The sequence below is a fragment of the Duganella sp. GW821-FHT07F09 genome (assembly GCF_059418705.1).
Genome location: NZ_JBWKQJ010000004.1, coordinates 32108 through 55344 on the forward strand (window position 1 = coordinate 32108; position 23237 = coordinate 55344).

The 23237-nt window shown below is 63.6% G+C and carries 19 protein-coding genes; 14 read left to right on the forward strand and 5 right to left on the reverse strand.

Going from position 1 to position 23237, the window contains the following annotated elements; all coding sequences use genetic code 11:
• Positions 1-19 precede the first annotated feature (19 nt).
• From AC07P1_RS11705 to AC07P1_RS11720, 4 genes are read left to right on the forward strand one after another with little or no spacing between them, the layout of a single operon-like run.
• Positions 20-1504, forward strand: coding sequence for an NCS1 family nucleobase:cation symporter-1 (locus tag AC07P1_RS11705; protein WP_494695981.1), 1485 nt, complete (start codon positions 20-22; stop codon positions 1502-1504).
• Between the two features lie 25 nt (positions 1505-1529).
• Positions 1530-2924, forward strand: a complete 1395-nt coding sequence (gene hydA, locus AC07P1_RS11710) for a dihydropyrimidinase (RefSeq protein ID WP_494695982.1) — start codon at positions 1530-1532, stop codon at positions 2922-2924.
• A 19-nt stretch (positions 2925-2943) separates the two neighbouring features.
• Positions 2944-4179, forward strand: coding sequence for a Zn-dependent hydrolase (locus AC07P1_RS11715; protein ID WP_494695983.1), 1236 nt, complete (start codon positions 2944-2946; stop codon positions 4177-4179).
• A gap of 55 nt (positions 4180-4234) precedes the next feature.
• Entirely contained in the window at positions 4235-5620 is a 1386-nt protein-coding gene (locus tag AC07P1_RS11720) for a tetratricopeptide repeat protein (RefSeq protein WP_494695984.1), read from the forward strand.
• A 78-nt stretch (positions 5621-5698) separates the two neighbouring features.
• Here the strand turns inward: AC07P1_RS11720 and AC07P1_RS11725 are convergent, their stop codons facing one another.
• Both AC07P1_RS11725 and AC07P1_RS11730 read right to left on the reverse strand, forming a co-directional pair.
• Entirely contained in the window at positions 5699-7468 is a 1770-nt protein-coding gene (locus tag AC07P1_RS11725; protein ID WP_494695985.1) for an allantoate amidohydrolase, read from the reverse strand.
• 103 nt (positions 7469-7571) lie between these two features.
• Complete coding sequence (locus AC07P1_RS11730; protein ID WP_494695986.1) at positions 7572-8510, reverse strand: LysR substrate-binding domain-containing protein; 939 nt, start codon at positions 8508-8510, stop codon at positions 7572-7574.
• Between the two features lie 126 nt (positions 8511-8636).
• Between AC07P1_RS11730 and AC07P1_RS11735 the strand changes: the two genes are divergently transcribed.
• From AC07P1_RS11735 to AC07P1_RS11765, 7 genes are all read left to right on the forward strand, one after another.
• A complete protein-coding gene (locus tag AC07P1_RS11735; protein WP_494695987.1) occupies positions 8637-9854 on the forward strand; it encodes a urate hydroxylase PuuD in 1218 nt (405 codons plus the stop codon).
• Positions 9855-9865: 11 nt separating this feature from the next.
• Positions 9866-11095 (forward strand): ArgE/DapE family deacylase, encoded by a 1230-nt coding sequence (locus AC07P1_RS11740; protein WP_494695988.1) that lies wholly within the window; start codon positions 9866-9868, stop codon positions 11093-11095.
• Positions 11096-11110: 15 nt separating this feature from the next.
• The gene (locus tag AC07P1_RS11745; RefSeq protein ID WP_363501879.1) at positions 11111-11554 is read left to right on the forward strand and encodes a thioesterase family protein; all 444 of its coding nucleotides are present in this window, start codon (positions 11111-11113) and stop codon (positions 11552-11554) included.
• 181 nt (positions 11555-11735) lie between these two features.
• Entirely contained in the window at positions 11736-13010 is a 1275-nt protein-coding gene (locus tag AC07P1_RS11750; protein ID WP_494695989.1) for a paraquat-inducible protein A, read from the forward strand.
• Complete coding sequence (locus tag AC07P1_RS11755; protein ID WP_494695990.1) at positions 13003-14634, forward strand: PqiB family protein; 1632 nt, start codon at positions 13003-13005, stop codon at positions 14632-14634. The genes AC07P1_RS11750 and AC07P1_RS11755 overlap by 8 nt, the downstream gene beginning before the upstream one ends.
• Positions 14631-15266 (forward strand): PqiC family protein, encoded by a 636-nt coding sequence (locus AC07P1_RS11760; protein ID WP_494695991.1) that lies wholly within the window; start codon positions 14631-14633, stop codon positions 15264-15266. Before AC07P1_RS11755 ends, AC07P1_RS11760 begins: the two co-directional genes overlap by 4 nt.
• A 31-nt stretch (positions 15267-15297) precedes the next feature.
• Positions 15298-16002: a histidine phosphatase family protein gene (locus AC07P1_RS11765; RefSeq protein ID WP_494695992.1), complete on the forward strand. Its 705-nt coding sequence runs from the start codon at positions 15298-15300 to the stop codon at positions 16000-16002.
• A 27-nt stretch (positions 16003-16029) separates the two neighbouring features.
• On the opposite strand, the gene AC07P1_RS11770 is transcribed toward AC07P1_RS11765, so the two are convergent.
• Entirely contained in the window at positions 16030-17448 is a 1419-nt protein-coding gene (locus AC07P1_RS11770) for a GAD-like domain-containing protein (protein ID WP_494695993.1), read from the reverse strand.
• Between the two features lie 128 nt (positions 17449-17576).
• On the opposite strand from AC07P1_RS11770, the gene AC07P1_RS11775 reads away from it, so the two are divergent.
• On the forward strand, positions 17577-19961 hold the full coding sequence (locus AC07P1_RS11775) for a DNA polymerase II (protein ID WP_494695994.1): 2385 nt from the start codon (positions 17577-17579) through the stop codon (positions 19959-19961).
• A gap of 11 nt (positions 19962-19972) precedes the next feature.
• Entirely contained in the window at positions 19973-20767 is a 795-nt protein-coding gene (locus AC07P1_RS11780) for an isocitrate lyase/PEP mutase family protein (RefSeq protein ID WP_494695995.1), read from the forward strand.
• 176 nt (positions 20768-20943) lie between these two features.
• On the opposite strand, the gene AC07P1_RS11785 is transcribed toward AC07P1_RS11780, so the two are convergent.
• Positions 20944-21348, reverse strand: a complete 405-nt coding sequence (locus AC07P1_RS11785) for a DoxX family protein (protein ID WP_494695996.1) — start codon at positions 21346-21348, stop codon at positions 20944-20946.
• A 51-nt stretch (positions 21349-21399) separates the two neighbouring features.
• Positions 21400-22224 carry a pirin family protein gene (locus AC07P1_RS11790; protein WP_494695997.1) on the reverse strand — a complete coding sequence of 275 codons (825 nt, stop codon included), beginning with the start codon at positions 22222-22224 and terminating at the stop codon, positions 21400-21402.
• 120 nt (positions 22225-22344) lie between these two features.
• Here AC07P1_RS11790 and AC07P1_RS11795 point away from each other — a divergent pair, with 120 nt between their 5' ends.
• Complete coding sequence (locus AC07P1_RS11795; RefSeq protein ID WP_494695998.1) at positions 22345-23232, forward strand: LysR family transcriptional regulator; 888 nt, start codon at positions 22345-22347, stop codon at positions 23230-23232.
• The last annotated feature ends 5 nt before the right edge of the window (positions 23233-23237 follow it).

Sequence of the window (23237 nt, forward strand, 5' to 3'; positions counted from 1 at the left end):
AACCCTTGGAGAACGCCCCGTGAGCAAAGAACTCTCTGGCAGCACGCAACTCTGGAACGAAGACCTGGCGCCGACCACCGAAGCGCAGCGCACCTGGCGCTGGTATCACTTCGCGGCGCTGTGGGTCGGCATGGTGATGTGCATTCCGGCGTACACGCTGTCGGCGAGTTTGATCGAAGGAGGCATGTCGGGTTACCAGGCCGTGCTGACGGTGTTCATCGCCAACGCCATCGTTTTACTACCGATGCTGTTGATCGGCCACGCCGGCACCAAGTACGGCATCCCGTACGCCGTGCTGGCGCGAGCCTCCTTCGGCACCTCCGGCGCACGTCTGCCGGCGCTGATGCGTGCCATCGTCGCCTGCGGCTGGTACGGCATCCAGACCTGGTTCGGCGGCTCGATGATCTACACGCTGCTCGGCGTGATGATGGGTGGCGAAATCGGCGGCGCCAAACTCGGCTTCCTCGGCATCAATGGCGCGCAGCTGCTTTGCTTCCTGGCTTTCTGGGCCATCCAGTTCTGGTACATCGTGCACGGCATGGACGCGATCCGCAAGCTCGAGACCTACACCGCGCCGCTGAAGATCGCAATCTGCTTCGTGCTGCTGGCATGGGTGCACAACAAGGCCGGCGGCTTCGGCGACCTGCTGTCGGCGCCATCGCAATTTGTCGCTGGCGGCAAGAAGGAAGGTCAGTTCTGGTCCGTGTTCTGGCCTTCGCTGACGGCGATGGTCGGCTTCTGGGCCACCTTGGCGCTGAACATCCCCGACTTCACCCGCTTCGCCAAATCGCAACGCGATCAGGTCATCGGCCAGTCGGTCGGCTTGCCGGTGCCTATGGGGCTGTTGGCGGCGATGGCGGTGATCGTGACCTCGGCCACCGTCGTCCTGTATGGCAAAGCGATCTGGGACCCGGTCGATCTGGCGAGCCGCATGACCGGCATCGCGGTGCTGGTGGCGTTGCTGATCCTGCTGATCGACACCGTCTCCGTCAATTTGGCGGCCAATCTGGTCGGGCCGGCGTATGATTTCTCTGCGCTCTCGCCAAAAAAGATTTCCTACAAGACCGGCGGCTACATCACCGCCGGTATCGCCATCCTCATGATGCCGTGGAAAATACTCGAATCGACGCAGGGTTACGTCTTCACCTGGTTGATCGGCTATTCGGCGCTGCTGGGCCCCATCGCCGGCATCCTGATCATCGATTACTACATGGTGCGCAAGACCGAACTGCATGTGGCCGAGCTGTATCGGGAGGACGGCGTCTACTCGTATGGCAACGGCTGGAACATGGCCGCGCTGGTGGCCTTCGCGGTGGGCGTGGCGCCGAACATCCCCGGCTTCCTCAACGCCGCGTTCCCGGCCTCGTTCCCCGACGTGGGGGAGGGTTTCAAAACGATTTATACCTACGCATGGTTCGTCGGAATCGTGATCTCCGCAATCGTGTATGGGGTTATGATGAAGGGGAAGACGATACCCGCGGTGAGGGCGCCCGCCCACCCCTAAGATTCACAGGATTCAGGAGATGTAAATGACTACTATCATCCGCGGCGGTACCGTCGTCAACGCCGACCGCGCCTTTCGTGCCGATGTGCTCTGCTATGGCGACAAGATCGTCGCCGTAGGCGAAAATCTGGAAGCTCCGGCATCGGCGCGCGTGATCGACGCCACCGGCCAGTATGTGATGCCCGGCGGGATAGACCCGCACACCCATATGAACCTGCCCTTCATGGGCACCGTCACCCAGGATGACTTTTATACCGGTACGGCCGCCGGCCTGGCCGGCGGCACCACCACCATCATCGACTTCGTGATTCCGGCTCCCGGTCAGAACCTGATCGAGGCCTATCACCAGTGGCGCGAGTGGGCGCGGAAGTCCGCCGGCGACTATACCTTCCACGTGGCGATCACGTGGTGGGACGAGACCGTGCACCGCGATATGGAAATCCTGGTGCGCGACCATGGCGTCAACAGCTTCAAGCACTTCATGGCGTACAAGAACGCCATCATGGCCGACGACGAAACGCTGGTGAAGAGCTTCCGCCGCTCGCTGGAGCTCGGCGCCATTCCGACCGTGCACGCGGAAAACGGCGAACTGGTTTACCAGTTACAGCAGGATTTGCTGAAGAAGGGCTTGACCGGACCGAGTTCGCATCCGCTGTCGCGCCCTCCGGCGGTGGAGGCGGAAGCGGCCAACCGCGCCATCGCCATCGCCAATGTGCTCAACACGCCGGTCTACATCGTGCACGTGTCGTGCTCCGAATCGCTGGAGGCCATCACGCGCGCCCGCGCCAACGGCCAGCGGGTGTATGGCGAGGCGCTGGCCGGCCATCTGATCATCGACGACAGCGTCTATCAAAGCGACGATCTGGAATACGCGGCGGCCCACGTCATGAGCCCACCGTTCCGCAGCAAGCAGCACCAGGCCGCGTTGTGGCATGGTCTGCAAGGCGGCAACCTGCACACCACGGCGACCGACCACTGCACCTTCTGCGCCGCGCAAAAGGCTGCCGGCAAGGACGACTTCACCAAGATTCCGAACGGCTGCGGTGGCGTCGAGGACCGCATGTCGGTGATCTGGGACGCTGGCGTTAACAGCGGCATGCTGACGCCATCGGAATTCGTCAAGGTCACGTCGACCAACGCCGCGCAGATTTTCAATATGTACCCGCGCAAAGGGCTGATCGCGGTCGGTTCCGATGCCGATATTGTCGTCTGGGACCCGGAAGCCACCCGTACGATTTCGTCGCTGACCCAGTTCGCCAAGGGCGGCTTCAATGTCTTCGAGGGCCGTACCGTGCGCGGCATCCCCAGCACCACGCTGGCCGCCGGTAACGTCGTGTTCCATCGTGGCGTGCTGATGGCGGTGGAAGGCGCCGGCCGCCACATCGATCGTCCCGCGTTCAAAGCCACGTCGGCGCGTTAATCAACACAGGAGCAGGGTTATGAGTGAAATGCGCATCAATGGCGACCGTCTGTGGGCGGCGCTGATGGAACTGGCCCAGATCGGCGCCACGCCGAAAGGTGGCGTCAAACGCCTGGCGTTGACGGACCTGGACAAGCAGGGACGCGACCTGGTGGTCGGCTGGGCAAAGGATGCCGGCATGTCGATCACGATCGACCAGATCGGCAACGTCTTCATGCGCCGCGACGGCACCAACAACGCGCTGCCGCCGATTATGACCGGCAGCCATATCGATACCCAGCCCACCGGCGGTAAGTTCGACGGCAATTACGGCGTGCTGGCCGGCCTCGAGGTGGTGCGCACGCTGAACGATTTGAAGATCAAGACCGAGGCGCCGATCGAAGTCGCCTTCTGGACCAACGAGGAAGGCTCGCGCTTCGTCCCGGTGATGATGGGTTCCGGCGTGTTCTGCGGCGCCTTCAGCCTGGAGACGGCCTACGCGGCCAAGGACACCGAGGGCAAGACGGTGGGCGAGGAACTGGCGCGCATCGGTTACAAGGGCGAGCAGGTGCCGGGCCAGCATCCGATCGGCGCCTACTTCGAGACCCATATCGAACAAGGCCCGGTGCTGGAGGATGCCGACAAGGTGATCGGCGTTGTGCCTGCGGTGATGGGTCTTTCGTGGTACGACTGCGTGGTCAGCGGCATGGAGGCGCACGCGGGCCCGACGCCGATGGGGTTGCGCAAGGACGCGCTCCAGGTATCGACCCGCATCATGCAGGAAGTGGTGGCCATCGCCAACCGCTATCCGCCGTACGGTCGCGGCACCGTCGGCATGGTGCAGGTGTTCCCGAACAGCCGCAACGTGATTCCGGGCGAAGTCAAATTCAGCATCGACCTGCGCAACGTGAACGACGAACTGCTCAACACCATGCACGAGGAGATGCTGGCCTTTATCGACAAGACCCGCGCCGAAAGCGGCTTGGCGATTTCGATCGAGCGCGTGTCCTACTACCCGCCATGCCCGTTCCATCCGGACTGTGTGGACGCGGTGCGCAACGCCACCGCCAAGCTGGGATATTCGACGATGGACGTGGTCTCGGGCGCCGGCCACGATGCGATCTACGCGGCGCGCCTGGCGCCGTCGGGCATGATCTTCGTGCCGTGCAAGGACGGCATCAGCCACAACGAGATCGAGGACGCCAAGTCCGAGCATCTGGAAGCCGGCTGCAACGTGCTGCTGCACGCCATGCTGGAACGCGCCCGGATCGTCTAGGCGGTCGCGAACACGGGGATGGTATGCTTTTGTTTTTGCACAGGCTTCCTCCCCGATGTACACAGACCCACAGCAAGCCTACCTCGATGGCAACCGGCGCATGGCCGTCGGCGACGCGCTCGGTGCCGAAGAGTGCTTTTGGCAGGCGATAGCGCTGCAGCCGGAGCACGCGGGCGCGCGCGCCAATCTCGGTTATCTGAAGGAGCTGCGCGGGGACTTGCTGGAGGCCGAGTTCCACTATCTGCATGCCATCGCGCTGCTGCCCGATAACGCCCAGCTCTATCAAAATCTCGGCATACTGCTACAGAAGGCCAAACGCTTCGACGAGTCGGAGGTGGCGTCGCGCATGGCGCTCGATATCGCGCCGGAGTCGCCCTCCGCATGGAGCCAATTGGGCGTGCTGCTCGCGTGCGTGAAGCGCGAACAGGAGGCCGAGGCATGTTACCGGCGCGCGCTTGAGCTGGACGAGGACTATCCGAAGGCGCAGTTCAATCTCGCCTACATCCTGCTGCGGCAAGGCCGGTTCGCCGAGGGTTGGCCGTTGCTGGAGTCGCGCTGGCACTTCGACAGTCTCGCGCAGCCGTTCAATTGCCCGCCGTGGGAGGGGGAGCCGCTGTCAGGCAAGGCGGTGGTGATCGTGTCCGAGGCGGGGCAGGGGGACATGATCCATTTCAGCCGCTATGCCGCCAGGTTGAAGAATGCGGGGGCCGCGCGCGTCGCGGTAGCATGCCCTCCGGCGCTGCGTCGCCTGATGGCGGGGCTGGAGGGTGTCGATGAAGTCTACGTCCAGCAGGGCGCGGTGCCCGGCAGCGGTTGGGATTTCTGGACGCATCCAATGCGCCTGCCGGCGTTGTTCGGCACCGATCTATCCAATATTCCGTCTACGCCGTATATCGATCCCGATCCTGAATTGGTGCGGTACTGGGATGGCATGCTGCCTCAAAAAGGAATGCGGGTTGGACTGGCGTGGAAAGGCAATCCGCAATTCGAGAACGATGGCGAACGATCGTTGCCTTCATTGCATACGCTATCGCCGCTGGCGGATATCCCTCACGACGGAACTCTGTATTTCGTCAGCCTGCAAAAGGGGGAGAGCGAGGCGGAAGCATTGACGCCGCCAGCCGGCATGACACTGCAAGCGATCGCGCCGCGTCTCCAGGATTTTGCCGATACGGCCGGCGTCATCGCCAATCTGGATCTGGTGATCAGTGTCGACACGGCGGTGGCGCATCTGGCGGGAGCACTGGGCAAGCCGTGCTGGCTACTGCTGCCGGATCATCGCTGCGACTGGCGCTGGCTGACGGAACGGAGCGACACGCCATGGTATCCGTCGATGCGGTTGTTCCGGCAGCCGCAAGGCGGCGGCTGGGCCACCGTGATCGCCGAAGTGGCATTGGAACTACGGCGCACGCTCCATTCTGAAACACGTAGGGCGGATTAGCGCGAAGCGCGTAATCGGCCATGCACGCGTCGCCGACGACCCCACCATGGCCGATTACGGCGTTCCGCCTAATCCGCCCTACGTGGAACGGTAGCTGCGCAAGAAGTCCAACAACACCTGCGCCGCGATATCGGCATCGTCGGCCGTCATCGTTTCCAGCGGATTATGGCTGATGCCACCATTGCCGCAGCGCGTGAACAGCATCGCCACATCGGTGATCGCCGCCATCGCCATCGCATCGTGCCCGGCGCCGGACAGCAAATCGAAACGCGGCAAACCAGCGCGCTCGATCGCCGCCCCCAACTGGTCCATTAATCGCTGCGCGCACGGCGCCGCCGCAGCGTCGACTATCCGCTGCAAGCTGAATTCCACCTGACGCCGCGCGCAGATCTCCGCGATACCGTCCAACACATCCTTGACGGCCGCCTGCCGCACCGCATCGTCGGCCGCGCGGATGTCCAGCGACAGCTTGCACGCACCTGGCACCACGTTGACCGAACCACCCGGCACCTGCAACTGCCCGACCGTTCCAACCAACGCCACACCTTGTCCGCAACGCCGCTCCACCAGCAGCACGATCTCCGCCGCCGCAGCGGCAGCGTCCTTACGCATCGTCATCGGCGTGGTACCGGCGTGGCTAGCGAGGCCGGTCAACTCGACCAGATAGCGCGAGCTGCCGGCGATGGCCGTCACCACACCCAGCGCCAAGTCGCGCTCCAGCAGCACCGGCCCCTGCTCGATATGCACCTCGACAAAACCAAGCAACTGCGATGGGTCGCGTGCGATCGCGGGAATGCGCGACACGTCATGGCCGGCCGCCAGCAGCGCGTCGCGCATGGCGATGCCATCGGCGTCGGTCTGGTCCAGCAGCGACAGGTCGAAGCGGCCCGTCACCGCGTTACTGCCCAGGAAGGTACTCTTGAAGCGCACACCTTCCTCCTCGGCGAAACCGACGATCTCGAAGTGGTACGGCAGCTTCTCGCCGCGCTGGTGCAGATGGCGCACGATGGCGATGGGCAGCAGGATGCCGAGACGTCCGTCGTATTTACCGCCATTGCGCACCGTGTCGTAGTGCGACCCGGTCATCAGCGTTTTCGCGCCCGGAACGTCCGAGCGGTAGACACCGACGACATTGCCGACGTTGTCGATATGCGCCTCCATGCCGGCTTCGCGCATCCACTCCGCCAGTTGCGCGGCGGTGCGGCGGTGGGCCGGCGTCATGTAGGCGCAGGTCAGGTCGAAGTCGGCGTCACCGCTGTTGTCCGCGTCGCTCCAGGCGCCGATGACTTCCGACCATTGCATGATGGCAGGGCCGAAGTCCAGCGTCACTCCCAGCAGGTCGTTCAGGCGGATCTCCGCGATGCGTTTAATCTGGCGCAGGCACTCGGCGATTTCGTCGGCGCGCTGGTTCTTCAAGCGACGCGTGAAGGTGGCGATGACGTGGCGCCGGGTCAGCCCCTGTCCGTCCGGGCCTTTGACCGCCAGGATGAACGGGAAGCCGAATTTGGCGTTGTAGTCGGCGTTGAGCCGGTGCAGCGTGGCGAATTCCTCGGCGCTGCACAGGTGCAGCCCGGATTTTGCCTGTTCGCTGGTCGATTCGGCCGTCAACTGGCCGGCGACGGCCGCTTTGCCGGCCAGCTCCGGGTGTTCGCGGATCAAACCGAGTTGCTCGTCCAGGGTGGCGGCGCTGACCACGTCCTGTAACGCAAGCTTGAGCGCCGTGGCGTTGGCGAACGGGCGTTGCGCCGCCGCCCGCTGCGGTATCCAGGGGGAGTGCTCGTAGATGCCGCGCAGATGTTCGACGAAGGTGGCGGCGTCGCAGCTGTTTAAATCGGAGAGTGTGGTCATGGCGTGGAATCCGGTATCGAACCCTTATCATAACCTCGTCGGCGCTCGCGCGATATACGCGGTATGCCGTAAGATGTATATCGTACGGCGTACCTCGCGCGGCTTACTTCTGGATCAGCGCCTTGGCGGCGGCGGCGACCTGCTCGCGCAGCCATTTGTGCTCGGGCGCCTGGTGCACGCGTTCGTGCCACAGCTGGTAGAAGCGCATCGCCGGGAATTTGACCGGCACCGTATAGGTTTTCAGCGGCATTTGTTTTTCGTAGTAGCGGACGAACTGGCGGCCGGTGGTCAGCACCAGGTCCGTCTGGGTCAGCATATAGGGAATCAGGCCGAAATAGGCCGATTCGACGACGACGTTGCGCTGCAGGTCCTGGCGCTCCAGATAGTCGTCGATGACGCCGTGGTAGCCGGGCAGGATCTGGGTCGGCGCCACGTGGGGCAGGGCCAGGTACTCGCTGAGCGTCATGGCGTCGCTGGCGGTGCGCAGCGCGTACGGGCAGTCGGCGCGCATCACGCAGATGATCGGATCCTCGAACAGTTTGGACATGTGCAGGTGCTCGGGCGGCTCGTCCCAGTTGGCGATGACCAGATCCATGTCGCCGTCGGACAGCAGGCGCACGTAGTCGACGCCCGGTCCCAGGCTGTGGATCTTGACGCGGCTGTTGGGCGAACCCCGACGCAGCAGCGCCACCAGGTTGGGCAGGAACTGGCTGTCCAGGTAGTCCGGCGCGGCGACGTGGAAGGTGCGCGCCTCCTCCTGCGGGACGAAGGGGGACTTCTTGAGGAACAGGTTTTCGGTCTCGTCGAGGATGCGCTTGGCCGGGATCAGCAGGCTCTCGCCGTGCTGGGTGGGCACCATGCCGCGCGCGCCCCGCACCAGCAGCGGATCGCCGGTCAGCTCGCGCAGCTTGCGCAGCGAGGCGGAAATCGAGGGCTGCGGTTGATTCAGTTTGAGCGCGACGCGGGAGACGTTTTTCTCCACCAGCAGCAGGTAGAGGATACGGATCAGGTGGAGGTCCAGATGTTGCGGCAGGGCGGCCATGAATACGCGCTTGAATTGAGGGTTATACGGAAATGGATATGTTTAATATACTCTAATCTTCATGTGGCAGGTATCAAATCCGTTTATCTTCTGTAAATTAGCCACATCCTTGACCGGAAAGAATCCATGGAATTATTCGCCTATCTGATCCCGTACGGCCTTGAGTGGCTGAACCTGATCGTCCGCTGGCTGCACGTCATCACCGGCATCGCCTGGATCGGCGCCTCGTTCTACTTCGTCTGGCTGGATAACTCGATCCGCCCGCCCGCGCCAGGTTCGGAGCTGGCGAAGAAGGGCGTCTCCGGCGAACTGTGGGCGGTGCACGGCGGCGGCTTCTATAACCCGCAAAAATACCTGGTCGCCCCGGCGGAGCTGCCGAAGGAGCTGCACTGGTTTAAATGGGAAGCCTATTCCACCTGGCTGTCCGGTATCGCGCTGCTGACCATCGCCTACTACTTCAACGCCCAGGCGATGATGATCGACAAATCCGTGGCCGACATCAGCAGCCTGCAGGCGATCGGCATCGGCGTCGGCACCCTGGTCGTCGGCTGGACGGTCTACGACCTGCTGTGCCGCTCCCCGCTGGGCAAGCATGACCTGTGGTTCGGCATCGTGGTGTTTGTGCTGATCGTGGCGGCGGCCTATGGCCTCACGCATGTGCTGAGCGGGCGCGCCGCCTATATCCACGTCGGCGCGCTGATAGGCACCATCATGGTCGGCAATGTGCTGATGCTGATCATCCCGGGTCAGCGCAAGATGGTCGAGGCCATGTCGGCCGGCCGCATGCCGGACCCCGTCCACGGACAGAAGGCCAAGCAGCGCAGCGTCCACAATAACTACTTCACGTTGCCGGTGCTGTTTATCATGATCAGTAACCACTACGCGATGACTTATCGTCACGATCACGCGTGGCTGGTGCTGGCCTTTATCATGGCGGCGGGCGTCTTCATTCGCCACTTCTTCAATCTGCGCCACAAGGGACGCGTCGAGTGGCGCTATCCGGCGATCGGCGTCGCGTTGCTGGCGGCAGTGGCAGTGGCCATCGCGCCGCCTCGCCCGGTGGCGGTGGCGCCGGCGGCCGATCCGGCGGCGGAATTCGCCAGAGTGAAGGCCATCATCGAGCATCGCTGCGCGTCCTGCCACGCCGAACGGCCGACGCAACCCGGCTTCGCGGCGGCGCCTTTGGGGGTAATGCTTGAGAACGAGGCCGAAATCCATCAAAATGCCGAGAAAATCTACAAGCAGACGGTCCAGCTCAAAGCCATGCCGTTGGCGAACCTGACTCAAATGACCGATGCCGAACGGGCGCAAATCGCCGCCTGGTACGAAGCCGGCGCAAAATAAAGGAAGCGACTATGAGCGGCACCAAGGAACAACTGGCCAAATGGATCGATGACCACTTTGACGAGGAGGTCGGCGTTTTGCAGCAGTTGTTGCGCGTGCCAACCGACACCCCGCCCGGCAACAACGCGCCGCACGCGGAGATGGTGGCCGATCTGGTCAAGGCCTACGGCTGGAGCGCCGAGAAGCACGCGGTGCCGCAACAGGTGGTGCGCGATTACGGCATGGAGACGATCACCAACCTGATCGTGCGCCGTCCGTACCAGGCCGGCGGACCGACGGTGGCGCTGAACGCCCACGGCGACGTGGTCCCGCCGGGCGACAACTGGACCTATCCTCCCTACGGCGGCGTGGTGGAAAACGGCTTTATCTACGGGCGCGCCGCCGCCGTCTCCAAGTGCGACTTCGCCACCTACATCTTCGCCACCCGCGCGCTGGAAGCGCTGGGCGTGCCGCTAAAGGGCGGGCTGGAACTGCATTTCACCTATGACGAGGAATTCGGCGGCCTGCTCGGCCCCGGATGGCTGCTGGAGCAAAAGCTGACCAAGCCCGATTACGTCATCGCGGCGGGCTTCAGCTACAACATCGTCACCGCCCACAACGCCTGCCTGCAACTGGAGATCACCGTCAACGGCAAATCGGGCCACGGCGCGATGCCGGAAACGGGCCACGACGCGCTGCAGGCGGCGACGAAAATCCTCAACGCCATCTACGACCAGCTACCGGAGCTGAAGAAGATCAAGTCCAAGGTCGCCGGCATCGACTCGCCGACCATGCTGGTGGGCCGCATCGACGGCGGCACCAACACCAACGTCGTTCCGGGCAAGGTGGTGCTGAAGATGGACCGCCGCATGATTCCGGAAGAGGAGCCGGCGGAGGTCGAGGCGCAGGTGCGCGCGATGATCGAAAACGCCGTGCGCGGCATCCCCGGCATCAGCCTGGAGATCAAGCGCCTGCTGCTGTCGCACGCGCTGCGCGAGCAGCCGGGAACGGAAAAACTGGTCGCCAGCCTGCAGCAAAACGCCCAGACCTACATCGGCGAGCTGATTCCGGCGCAGGGCACGCCGCTGTACGCGGACGCGCGTCTGTACGGCGAGCACGGTATCCCGGCGGTGTTGTACGGCGCCGGCCCGCGCACCGTGCCGGAATCGAACGCCAAGAAGGCCGACGAACGCCTCAACCTCGAGGACCTGCGCAAGGCCACCAAGGTGGTCGCCGCAACCCTGTTAGACTTCCTGGGTTGATAAGGGAGATTTGTCATGTTTGAAAAGAAGTTGATGGCGGGTTGGGGCGATATGGACTTCAACAGCCATATGCGCAATACGGCGTTCATGGACAAGGCGGGCGATGTCCGTATGCTGTTCTTGTCGGAGCATGGCTTTCCGATGAGTGAACTGATGCGCCTTAAAATCGGCCCGGTGGTGATGAAGGACGAAATCGCCTACTTCAAGGAGGTCATGCTGCTCGACGAGATCACGGTGACCCTGGGCGTGGCCGGACTGGCGCCGGACGGCAGCCGCTGGCAGTTGCGCAGCGACGTGATACGCCCGGACGGCAAGCTCGCGGCGCGCATCACCAGCACCGGCGGGTGGCTCGACCTGAACGCCCGCAAGCTGATCGCGCCGCCGGCCGCCTTGCTGGCGACCTGGCAGATACTGGCCCGCACGGACGACTTCCAGGAACTCAATTCCAGCATCAAATAAAGAGCGACAAAGACGGGGTCAGGTCCACCATTTCTACACGAGCTGGACGCTAAGGCTCCCTACAGCCGGGACCGTGTAGAAATGGTGGACCTGACCCCGGAGTTGGGGCGTGGCGTAGCGCACGGCTGCTGCAATCAAGATTGCCGTATGATATGGAAATTATTGTTCATACGGCTAGCCTGTGCTTCGATACGAGTTGATCAGTTGCCATGATTGCGGGGTGCTGCACCAGTACCGCCCCGTGCGGCCGCGCGAAAAGGCGCGCTGCGTGCGCTGTGCCTCCGTTCTCTATCGCGGCATCCATTCGGACCCAAACCGCATGGCCGCCATCACCCTCGGCGCCATCGTCACCTTCCTGATCGCGCAGTTTTTCCCCATCGTCGAGCTGCAAATCGGCGGCTATAGCACCAGCGCGACCTTGCTGGGCGCCATCCGCGTGCTTTGGCACGAGCAGATGCAGCTGGTGGCGGCGGTGGTGTTCCTGTTTACGATGCTGCTGCCGGCGGTGGAGCTGGGGGCGCTGTTTTATGTGACGATGGCGCTGCGCGCCGGCCGCCGTCCTCCCGGCTTCGATCATCTGCTGCGCGCCATCGGCGCGGCGCGGCGCTGGGGCATGACCGAGGTGCTGATGATCGGTATCCTGATCACCATCGTCAAGATGACCAGTCTCGCGCAGGTTTTGCTGCAACCCGGCTTGTTCGCCTTCGGCGCGCTGACCCTGATGCTGGCCATCGTGGTCTCCTTCGATCCCAAACACCTGTGGAATATCGGCGAGCATCTGCCGGGTCCCGGCGGTCCGCGACCGTCGCAACGTCAATTCCAGTACAAGGCGGTGCCCGGTGGCGCCCATCTCGAGGCATGCCATAGCTGCGGCCTGGTGGCGTCGGTGCCGCGTAGCGCGCGCCATCAGCGCTGCGAGCGTTGCGGCGCGGCGCTGCACCGGCGCCGCCCCGACAGCGTCGGCCGCACCTGGGCTTTTCTGCTGGCGGCCACCATCCTGTATATCCCGGCCATGCTGCTGCCGGTGATGTACACCGATTCGCTGTTCGGCAAGGAGGACGATACGATCATCAGTGGCGTCATGCTGTTCTGGAACAGCGGCTCGCAGGCGCTGGCGATCATCATTTTCGTCGCCAGTATCGTGGTGCCGGTGCTGAAACTGGCCGCGCTGTCGCTGCTGGCGCTGACCGCGCAGACCCGCTCGCGCTGGCGCCCGCAGCAACGCACGGTGCTGTACCGGATCGTGGAGTTCGTCGGCCGCTGGTCGATGCTCGATATTTTTGTCATCACGCTGACGGTGGCGCTGGTGCGCTTCCAGACGCTGGCGGTGATCACCGCCGGACCCGGCGCGCTGGCTTTTTGCGCGGTGGTGGTGCTGACGATGCTGGCGTCGATGCAGTTCGACCCGCGCCTGATATGGGATGCAACCGATTCAAATGGAGAACAACATGCCTGAAAACGAAGGCGGCCAGCCGCCCCTGCACGAGCCACATGTGGAGAAGGCCAGCCGCTGGCTGCCCTCGCTGGTGTGGCTGATTCCCCTGCTGGCGGCGTTGATCGGCGCCGGCCTGGTGGTCAAGTCCTTCATCGACCGGGGTCCCACCGTGACAGTGAGTTTCCGCAGCGGCGACGGCCTGGAACCCGGCAAGACCAAGGTCAAGTTCAAGGACGTGGACATCGGCCTGGTGCGCTCGATTTCGCTGGCGCGCGATCTGACCAAGGTGCTGGTCACCATCGACATGAGCAAGGAGGCGTCGCGCTTCACCGCCATCGATACCCGCTACTGGGTGGTGCGCCCGCGCATCGGCGCCAGCGGTGTCTCCGGACTCAATACCCTGCTGTCAGGCTCCTACATCGGCGTCGACGCCGGCAAGTCGGAGGAGACCAAGAGCGAATTCACCGGCCTTGAGCAGGCGCCGCAAGTGGCGTTCGACGAGAAGGGCAGTTATTTCACGCTGCACGGCGAAACCCTCGGTTCGATCGACGTCGGCTCGCCGATCTTCTATCGCCGCATCCCCGTCGGGCAGGTGGCCGCCTACGACCTGGAGACGAAGGGGCGCGGCATCAACATGAAGGTGTTCGTCAAGTCGCCCTACGACCAGTACGTCGGCAAGGGTACGCGCTGGTGGCATGCCAGCGGTGTCGACGTGCGGCTCGATTCCAACGGTTTCAAGGTCAACACGCAGTCGCTGGCGGCCCTGCTGGTCGGCGGCATCGCCTTCGAAAGCATGAACGGCCAGAAGCCCGCCACTGCCGCGCCGACCGGCAGCGAATTCCTGCTGGCGGCCGACCAGGCCAGCGCGCTGCGCGAACCCGATGGCGCGCCGATCACCACGGTGCTGTACTTCGACCAGTCGCTGCGCGGGCTGTCGCAGGGCGCCACCGTCGATTTCCGCGGCATCGTGCTGGGCGAGGTGCGCTCGGTGGGCGTGGAGTTCGATCCGGTCAAGAAGTCGTTCCGCATGCCGGTGACGGTGGACATGTATCCGGCCCGCCTGGGCCGCGCCTTCCAGAAGACCGTCGACGAGGATCAGCGCAACAGCGCCGGCTCGCAGGTGCTGGAGCGGATGGTGGCGCGCGGCCTGCGCGGCCAGCTGCGCACCGGCAATCTGCTGACCGGCCAGTTGTATGTGGCGCTGGACTTCTTCCCGAACGCGGCGCCGGTCAAACTGGACCTGAGCAAGGAAACGGTGGAGCTGCCGACGGTTCCGAACAGCCTGGACGAACTGCAAACGCAGCTCGCCAGCATCGCGCGCAAGCTGGATAAGGTGCCGTTCGACGAGATCGGCGTGAATCTGCGCGATACGCTGAAGAGCGCCAATGTCCTGCTCAAGCAGCTCGATGCGCAGGTGGTGCCGGAGATGAAGGACACCCTGGGCGCGGCGCGCAAGACCTTCGCCACCGCCGACCAGATATTGCAGAAGGATTCGCCGGTGCAGTCCGATTTGCGCGAGGCCTTGCAGCAGCTGACGCAGACGATGCAATCGCTGAACGCCTTGTCCGACTATCTGGAACGCCATCCGGAATCGCTATTGCGCGGCAAAGGCAGCAAGCAGGATAAACTGGGAGAGAAGAAATGACGCAGATGATCAATCGACGCACCCGTCTGACTCGGTCGGCCCTGGCGATATCGACGGCGGCGCTCGCGCTTGCGTTGGCCGGCTGCGCCAGCACGCCGCCCGAGCATTTCTACAGTCTCAGTAACGGCATGGGCGTGGCGCAGAAGGCCGACACCCCGGTCCCCGGCTACTATATCGAAGTGCCGGCGGTGACGGTGCCGCAGCAGGTCGCGCGCAACCAGATGGTGGTCACGACCGGCGCCGGCAGCATCGATCTGCTGGAGTACGACCGCTGGGCGTCGCCGCCGGCCGCGGAGATCGGCCAGGCGCTGTCGCTGGCGATTTCCGGCGAGCTGGGTACCATCGACGTGTTCCGCACGCCGTCGCCGGACGGTACACCGGTCTACCGCATCAGCACCAATGTGCAGCGCTTCGAATCGGCGCCCGGCAAGTACGCGCTGATCGACGCCGTGTGGAGCGTGCGGCTGGTGGGCGGCGCCAAGGTGCTCACCTGCCGCAGCGTCGCCAACGAGGAAGTCGGCGCAGGCAACGACGCGCTGGTGGCGGGCCACCGCCGTGCCGTCGTTCGCATCGGCGCAGATATCTCCAAGGCCGTGCGCGCGCTGGCCGCCGGCGGCAACGCGCGCTGTTGAAAGCACTCCTGAACTAGGAATCTGAAAATATATGGGACAAATCTACCTGGTACGTAGCGGACAAGCGTCCTTCGGCAGCGCCAACTACGATCAACTGTCGGAAACGGGCTACGAGCAGGCGCGCCTGCTGGGAAAGTGGTTCGCCCAAGGCGGGCAGCCGTTCCACCGGATGATCACCGGCGGCATGGCGCGGCACCACCAGACCGCCGACGCCTGCCTGGCGCAGATCGCGAAGTCGCAGCTGGAAGGCGCCGACTGTCTTAACGACGGGGGCTTTGCCGAATTCGATCATCACGAGGTGATGTTGCGGCACTGCCCTGAGTTTGCCGATCCCGCCACCTTCCAGCAGTTGCTGTCCCGCTCAGACGACCCGCAACGCGCGGCGGAGCAACTGTTCAGGGGCGCCATGCAGCGCTGGATGACGGGCTGGCACGACGACCAATACGCCGAAGCCTGGCCGGATTTCCGCCGGCGTGTGGTGTCCGCGCTGGAACGGCTCGATCAGCCGGACAGCAAGCGGACCACCATCGTCTTCACCTCCAGCGGCGTGATCGCGACGGTGATGCAGCATGTGTTGGGGTTCCAGGATTTTCAGGTGATGGAGATGACCTGGAAGCTGGCCAATTGCGCCGTCAGCCGTCTGCTGCACCGCCCCGGCGAATTCGGACTTAGTTACCTGAACAATTATTCGCACCTCGAGCAACCGGGCCAGGCCAACATGGTTACCTATCGCTGACGTCAATGCCACGACGCCGGTCGACAGTCAGTCGGCTGGTCTTTGTTTTCGCGAAACCAGCACGTCGCCCGGCGTCGGCCGGCCGCTGTCCTCGTCGAGCGGCAGACTCATACAAAGGCGCACTCCCGTCTCGTCTTCGTCCCAGACATTGCCATGCAACTCTTTGCCCGAGCCCGCCGGTGAGCACATCGGCATGTTCCCGCTCGGTGGCCGGCCGGTGTTGGCCTCGATGCGTGCCCGCACAATGACTTCGCCCGCATCCTCGTCCGGCTCTTCGACGTGGGTGATGACCAGCTTGAGTGGCTCGTTCCGCAGCAAGCCGCGCAGCGCCATCGGCAGGTCTTCGCGGGCCGGGGTGGGGCGGTCTTCGTCATCCTCGGGTATCCAGTAATCCATGCCCACTTTGCGCAGCGGGTAGGCGCAACCTTCCACCCTGCCGTCCCAATCGAGGGAGTCGGCGACGTCGGTCAGGTCTTCCACGCGAATCAGCATCGGATATTCGCCTCCGCAGAGATAGAACATCTGGTCCGAGGCCACGTCCCGGTGGCTGTCGTCGTCCTTGTCGATATCGACGGCGATGAGCGGGTCTCCCTCGTCGGACAACTGCCTGCTGTAGGTACCGTTGTACAACCGTGGCGGTGTCGATTGCTGGTCACGCGGGTGTGTGGTCCAGCAAATCAACGCGCACTTGCTATCGGGCGCGAGGACCAACACCTGATAGCTGCAAAGGTAGGCGTTGAAGTAGAAGCCCGTCACCGCGCCAGGCCGGGCGCCCGCGATGGCACGTTCGAGCGTCTGGATCTCGTCGCTGAACGCCTTGGGCAAGGCTTCCCCCAACGTGCCCGGCGACGGATAGTCGAAGCTCGCTTCCGCCTGCATCGACTCGAATAGTTCGCGATACATTACTTGCGCATCGGCCCGGGTGTAACGCGTGAGTATGCCGCTCAGCGACTGATCCAGTTGATACACCTGGCCGGTTTCCAGCGTGCCGGCGGTTTCCGCCGCGTGCTGGAGCGGCTCGTTGGGTATCAGGTCGTCGAGCCACTCTTCATTGGTGAAGTCCTCGTTAAAGCATTCCACGAAATCCCAGCTCAAGACAGTGGCGTCCCGCTCGAACACGTCGAGGGCAGAAATATCCTCGTCGGTATCGGTCAGCTTGCGGTAGTAAAGCAGCGTGCCGAAAGGCGTCATCAGCACCGGAATCCGTCTTGCCTCGTCCTGCCCGGGATTTACCCAAAGGTCGAACGTCGCCTGCCAGGTGTCGGGGTTCAGCAGCCACAGTGCCCGTTCGCCGTAATAGCCCAGGCCATGTACACGCCACAGTTCCAGCAAGGCCGCCGGAAGCAGATTTTCATAACGCTCGATCAAGGCCGGATCGGCAGGACGGTTGGCGGTGTAAGGGAGGTTGGCGTCGACGAACGCCTGCAATGCGATGGGTGTGGACACGGGACGTTCCTCGGAGGGGCGATGCCCGCCATCTTGCCTGATTAGCCATAAAAAGGCCACACGCTTGCACGCGCCGGGCTGCGGTGGGGATTTGCCGTGGGCTGTATGAGCATACAGTATAATTAAGTATGCCTACTCCCGCAGATCCACCTTCACAGCAAGGATTTATCCTGACCCGCCATTGGCGCGACGCGCCCAATGGGACGGAGATCGAGTTTTGGCTGGCGACCGACGACGGCCCCAGGAAAATCCGCCTGACGATGCAGACCTCGGTGGCTTTCGCCGAGGCGCGGGAGCGTTCGGCCATCGAGGCGCTGCTGGACAAGACGGACGGCATCGAGCTGCGCGAGCTTAAGCTCAAGACCTTCGATCAGGAGCCTGTCCTCGGCGTCTACTCGTCCCGCTACAAGCAGCTGACTGCGCTGGAGCGCACGCTGCGCGACCATGGCATCAAGATGTACGAGGCCGATATCCGCCCGCCCGAGCGCTATCTGATGGAGCGCTTCATCACCGCCGGCGTGCAGGTGGAGGGCGGCCGCGTCGAAGGCACGACCATCCGCGACTGCAAACTCAAGCCCGCTCCCGAGTACCGTCCCAAGCTCAAGATGGTGTCGCTCGATATCGAAACCAGCGCCTACGAGGACCTGTATTCGATCGCGCTCGAAGGCTGCGGCCAGCGCCAGGTGTACATGCTAGGCGCGCCGCCCGCCGAGGCGCCGGACGGGATCGACTTCGACCTGGAATACTGCGCCACGCCGCGCCAGTTGATCGAAAGACTCAACGCCTGGATGGCGCGCCACGATCCCGATGTGCTGGTGGGCTGGAACGTGGTGCAGTTCGACCTGCGCGTGCTGCAGAAGAACGCCGACAAGCATAAGATCGCGCTGACCCTCGGCCGCGATGGCAAGACCATCGAATGGCGCGAGCATCCAGGCAAGCAGGGGTACATGTTCGCGCCGGTGGTCGGCCGCGTCGTCCTCGATGGCATCGACGCGCTCAAGGCGGCGTCGTGGATGTTCCCGTCCTTCAGCCTGGAGAACGTCTCGCAGGCGATGCTGGGCGAGGGCAAGGACATCGGCGACGTCTACGACAAGATGGCGGAGATCGAGCGCCGCTTCCAGGAGGACAAGCCGGCGCTGGCCCACTACAACCTGAAGGACTGCGAACTGGTCACGCGCATTTTCGACAAGGCCAACCTGCTGGCCTTCATGATCGAACGCGCGACGGTGACGGGTTTGCAGGCGGATCATCTGGGCGGATCGATCGCCGCCTTCGGCCACCACTATTTGCCGCGCATGCACCGCGAAGGCTATGTGGCGCCGAACGTGGGCGACATCTCGGGCGGCGCCTCGCCGGGCGGCTTCGTCATGGATTCCAAACCCGGCCTGTACGACTCCGTGGTGGTGCTGGACTATAAAAGCCTGTACCCGTCGATCATCCGCACCTTCCTGGTCGATCCGGTCGGCCTGATCGAGGGCGAGATCGCCGAAGATCCGGCGACGATTGTGGAAGGCGTCAACGGCACCGTGTTCTCGCGCGAGAAACACTGCCTGCCCGAAATCACCACGCAAATCTGGAAGCAGCGCGACGCCGCCAAGCGCGCCAAAAACGAGCCGCTGTCGCAGGCGCTCAAGCTGCTGATGAATTCCTTCTGCGGAGTGCTGGGAGCGACCGACTGCCGGTTCTTCAATCCGCGCCTGGTCTCCTCGGTCACCCTGCGCGGACACCAGATGATGAAGCAGACCCGCGAACTGGTCGAGGTGGAGGGCTACGACGTCATCTACGGCGACACCGATTCGATCTTCATCTGGCTCAAAAAAGAGTACAAGAACGCCGACGCGCTGGAAATCGGCCAGCAGCTGGCCAACAAGATCAACGCGTGGTGGCACGCCATGTTGAAGGACAAGCATGGCCTGGAATGCCACCTCGAGATCGAATTCGACACCCACTTCCAGAAGTTTTTCATGCCGACGATACGCGGCACGGAAACGGGCAGCAAGAAGCGCTACGCCGGCCTGACGGTCAATGCCAAGGGCGAGGAAGAGGTGATCTATCGCGGCCTCGAAGTGGCGCGCAGCGACTGGACGCCGTTGGCGCAGCAGTTCCAGAAGGGGCTGTTCATGCGCATCTTCAAGGACGAACCGTACCAGGACTTCGTGCGCGACTATGCGCGCAAGACGGTGGAGGGCGATTTCGACGAGCTGCTGGTCTACCGCAAAAGGCTGCGCCACCGGCTGGACGAATACAAGGTCAACGTGCCGCCGCAGGTGCGGGCGGCGCGCCTGGCCGATGAATACAACCAGTCGCACCGCCGTCCGCTGCGGTACCAGAACGGCGGCTGGATCAGCTACGTGATGACCACCGGCGGCCCGGAGCCGCTGGAGGCGTTGCGCTCGAATATCGATTACGATCATTATCTGACCAAGCAATTGCAGCCGATCGCCGATTCGATCCTGCTGCCGATGAAGGACAGTTTTTTCAGCCTGACCACCTCACAAGCCAGTCTTTTTTAAAGGGAGCGACCATGAACGATTTCAAGAAGCTGCACGACGGTAGCAAACTGCTGCACCTGCCCAACGCCTGGGATGCGGGCAGCGCGCGTTTGTTCGAGAGCCTTGGCGCGCCGGCCATCGCCACCACCAGCGCCGGCGTGGCCTGGGCCGCCGGTTACGCCGATGGCGACAACATGCCGGCCGACGTGGCCATCGCCGTCGCCATCAACATGGCGCGCGTGCTGACGGTGCCGTTGTCGGTCGACCTGGAAAACGGCTACTCGGATGATGCCGACGTCGTCGCGAAAAATGCGATGAAGTTGGCCGACGCCGGCGTGGCGGGCATCAATCTAGAGGATGGCGGCGGCACGCCGGAAGCGCTGGCCGCGAAGATCGTCGCGATCAAGAAGGCGGTTGCCGCAGCGGGCAAGGGACTCTTCATCAACACCCGTACCGACGTTTATCTGAGGGGCTTGGCGCCTGAGGGGGAGCGGGTGGCCGAGGTGTTGAAGCGCGCCGCGCTCTACAAGGCCGCTGGCGCCGATGGGCTGTTCGTGCCGGGTATTTGCAAGGTCGATGAAATCAAGGCCGTTGTCGCAGGCGCCGGCTTGCCGGTGAATGTGATGGACTGGCCGGGCGTGCCGTCCGCCGACGAATTGCATAAGCTGGGCGTGCGTCGCTTGAGCGCCGGTTCCGGCATACCGCAGGCATTGTGGGCCGTTGCCGCCGATATGGCGAAGGGTTTTCTGGCCACCGGCAGCGCCGGTCCGTTGATGGACAAGGCGATGCCGTACGGTGAGTTGCAGGCGTTGTTTGTCAAATCGTGATTCGGGACCGGCGGGGTATGAGCCGCCGTCACGCATGCATGGCGGATTACGCTTCGCTAATCCGCCCTACGTGTATCCGCGTGATGCGGAGTGTGAGTCACCTTGGCGACACGTAGGGCGGATTAGGCGGAACGCCGTAATCCGCCATCTGTGAGCCGCCGCTGGCGTATCGCGAATTACACCGCTTTCGCCCGGTTATCGAAGCTGTACGCGCCGGCGCCGAAGGCCACCACTTGCAGCAAACCACCGGCCATCGCGAAGTTCTTCAACAGATGGATCATTTGATTCTGGTCGCCCACCGCGTTGTGGAAGGCCAGGCCGGTGACGATCGAGAACACCGCCAGCCCCGCCGCCACAAGGCGCGTCTTGACACCCAGGACCAGCAGCAGGCCGCCGCCCAGTTCAACGCCGATGGCTATCGCCAGTGCCAGTGGCGCGAAAGGCAAACCGGTCGAGGCGATGTAACCCATCGTCGCGGCGGGCGCGGCCAGCTTGCCGATGCCGCTGAGGATGAAGATCGCCGCCAGCAGTACGCGGCCGATGACAGGGATGACCGAGGTATTCGGATTGATGGTGTTCATGGTATTTCCTTTCCAGGTTCAATTTAAATGAGTTAGTTTTTACAGCGCTGCTTACATCAATTTCGCGGAGCGCAGCTGCGCGCCGATACGTTGGATTTCGCTTTCGCCTTTGGCCAGCGCGGCCTCGCTGGTGTGCACCGAGTAGCGGCCGGTCACCAGGTCGTGCGGGTGCTTCACGGCCGAACCGAGGACGAATTCGGTGGCGCCTTCGGCGACGAAATCGATCGCCTCGTTCCCTTCGGCGAACACCGCCACCTCCCTGCCGATCGTGGTGCGGCCGGTGCGCAGCGCGCCGCTGGCGACCGACACCCAGGCCACGTCATGGCCGACGGGCGGCGTGTAGGTCCAGCGCTCGCCGTCGCTCAATTTCACATGCAGATAATTGATCGAGGCGCGTGGCCGGATGGCGCTGACGGCGCCGCCGTAACTGCCGATGATCACGCGCGCCGGACCGACGCTTTGCACTTGCTCAGGCGCTAGGTACCGGCTGTGCGCCGGGCCGTTTTCATCTTCGGCCGGCAGCGCGAGCCACAGCTGGAAACCGGTCACGCTGCCGCCGGCGACCGGGCCACCGTCGTGCCAGACGCCGCCGCCGGCGTTCATCCATTCGACACCGCCCGCCCCCAGTTGGCCTTCGCTGCCGGTGGTTTCGCGGTACCGGATGGCACCATCCATGACGACGGTGACGGTGGCGATGCCCGAGTGCGGATGCATCCCCATCATGTGGCCGTTCGTGGCCTCCATATGGAACAGATCGAGGAAGACGAAAGGCTTGATCAGCTGGCCGACATCGCCAGGGCTGACCAGGCGGGTGATGCCGCCACGGCTGTGACCGGCAGTGCGGTGCGTCAGATTGCGTTGAGTTGGCTGGTTCATGTACGACTCCTTGTTTTGTTTGCGGCACATGTTTGTCAGTGCATGGGATGAATCATAGATAGCGTCGATCCATCTGAGAAGCCTATATAATTAGATGTATAGTATCCAAGGAATAGATATATGCTTGATGCGATGTCGCTGGACCAGTTGCGCACCTTTATCGCCGCAGCGGAGGAGGGGAGTTTTTCGGCCGCCGGCCGCAAGCTGCGCCGCGCGCAGTCGGTGGTGAGCACCACATTGGCCAATCTGGAGCAGCAGATCGGCTTCCCGCTGTTCGAGCGCCCCGGGCGCTATCCGCAATTGACGGAGGCGGGCAGGGCGCTGCTGTCGCAGGCGCGGCAGGCGGTCGACAGCATGGATGCCTTCAAGGCCCGGGCGCGCACCCTGGCCGAGGGGCTGGAACCGGAACTGGTGGTGGCGGTGGATGTGATGTTTCCGATAGCGACGCTGACGGCCGCCGTGCAGGCGTTTCACCAAGCCTTTCCCGGCACGCCGTTGCGCTTGTACGTGGAAGCTTTGGGTGCCGTGCTGCAGCCTCTGCTGGACGGCAACTGCAAGGTGGCGGTCATCGGCAGCTTGCCGGATATCCCGGACGGCTGCGCATCGGAATTTTTGCTCAGCGTGGCGGCGGTGGGCGTGGTCGCCCCCAGTCATCCGCTGGCGGCGTTGCCAACGCCGATACCGCGCGCGGCCGCCGCCGAACATGTGCAGCTGGTGCTGACGGACCGCTCCAGTCTGACGGCGGGCCGCAACTTCGGAGTCATGTCGTCCAAGACCTGGCGCCTTGGCGACCTGGGCGCCAAGCACGCCTTCCTGCGGGCGGGACTTGGCTGGGGCTATATGCCGCTGCACATGGTGGAGGAGGAACTGCGCGACGGCAAGCTGGTCGAGATCCGCCTGGAGGGCCAGCCCGCCATCGGGTCGGGCTTCTCCATGCACGCGCTGCACATGAAGGAATTCCCGCCCGGTCCCGCCGGCCGATGGTTCGTCAACCAGCTGAAGCTGTAGCAGCC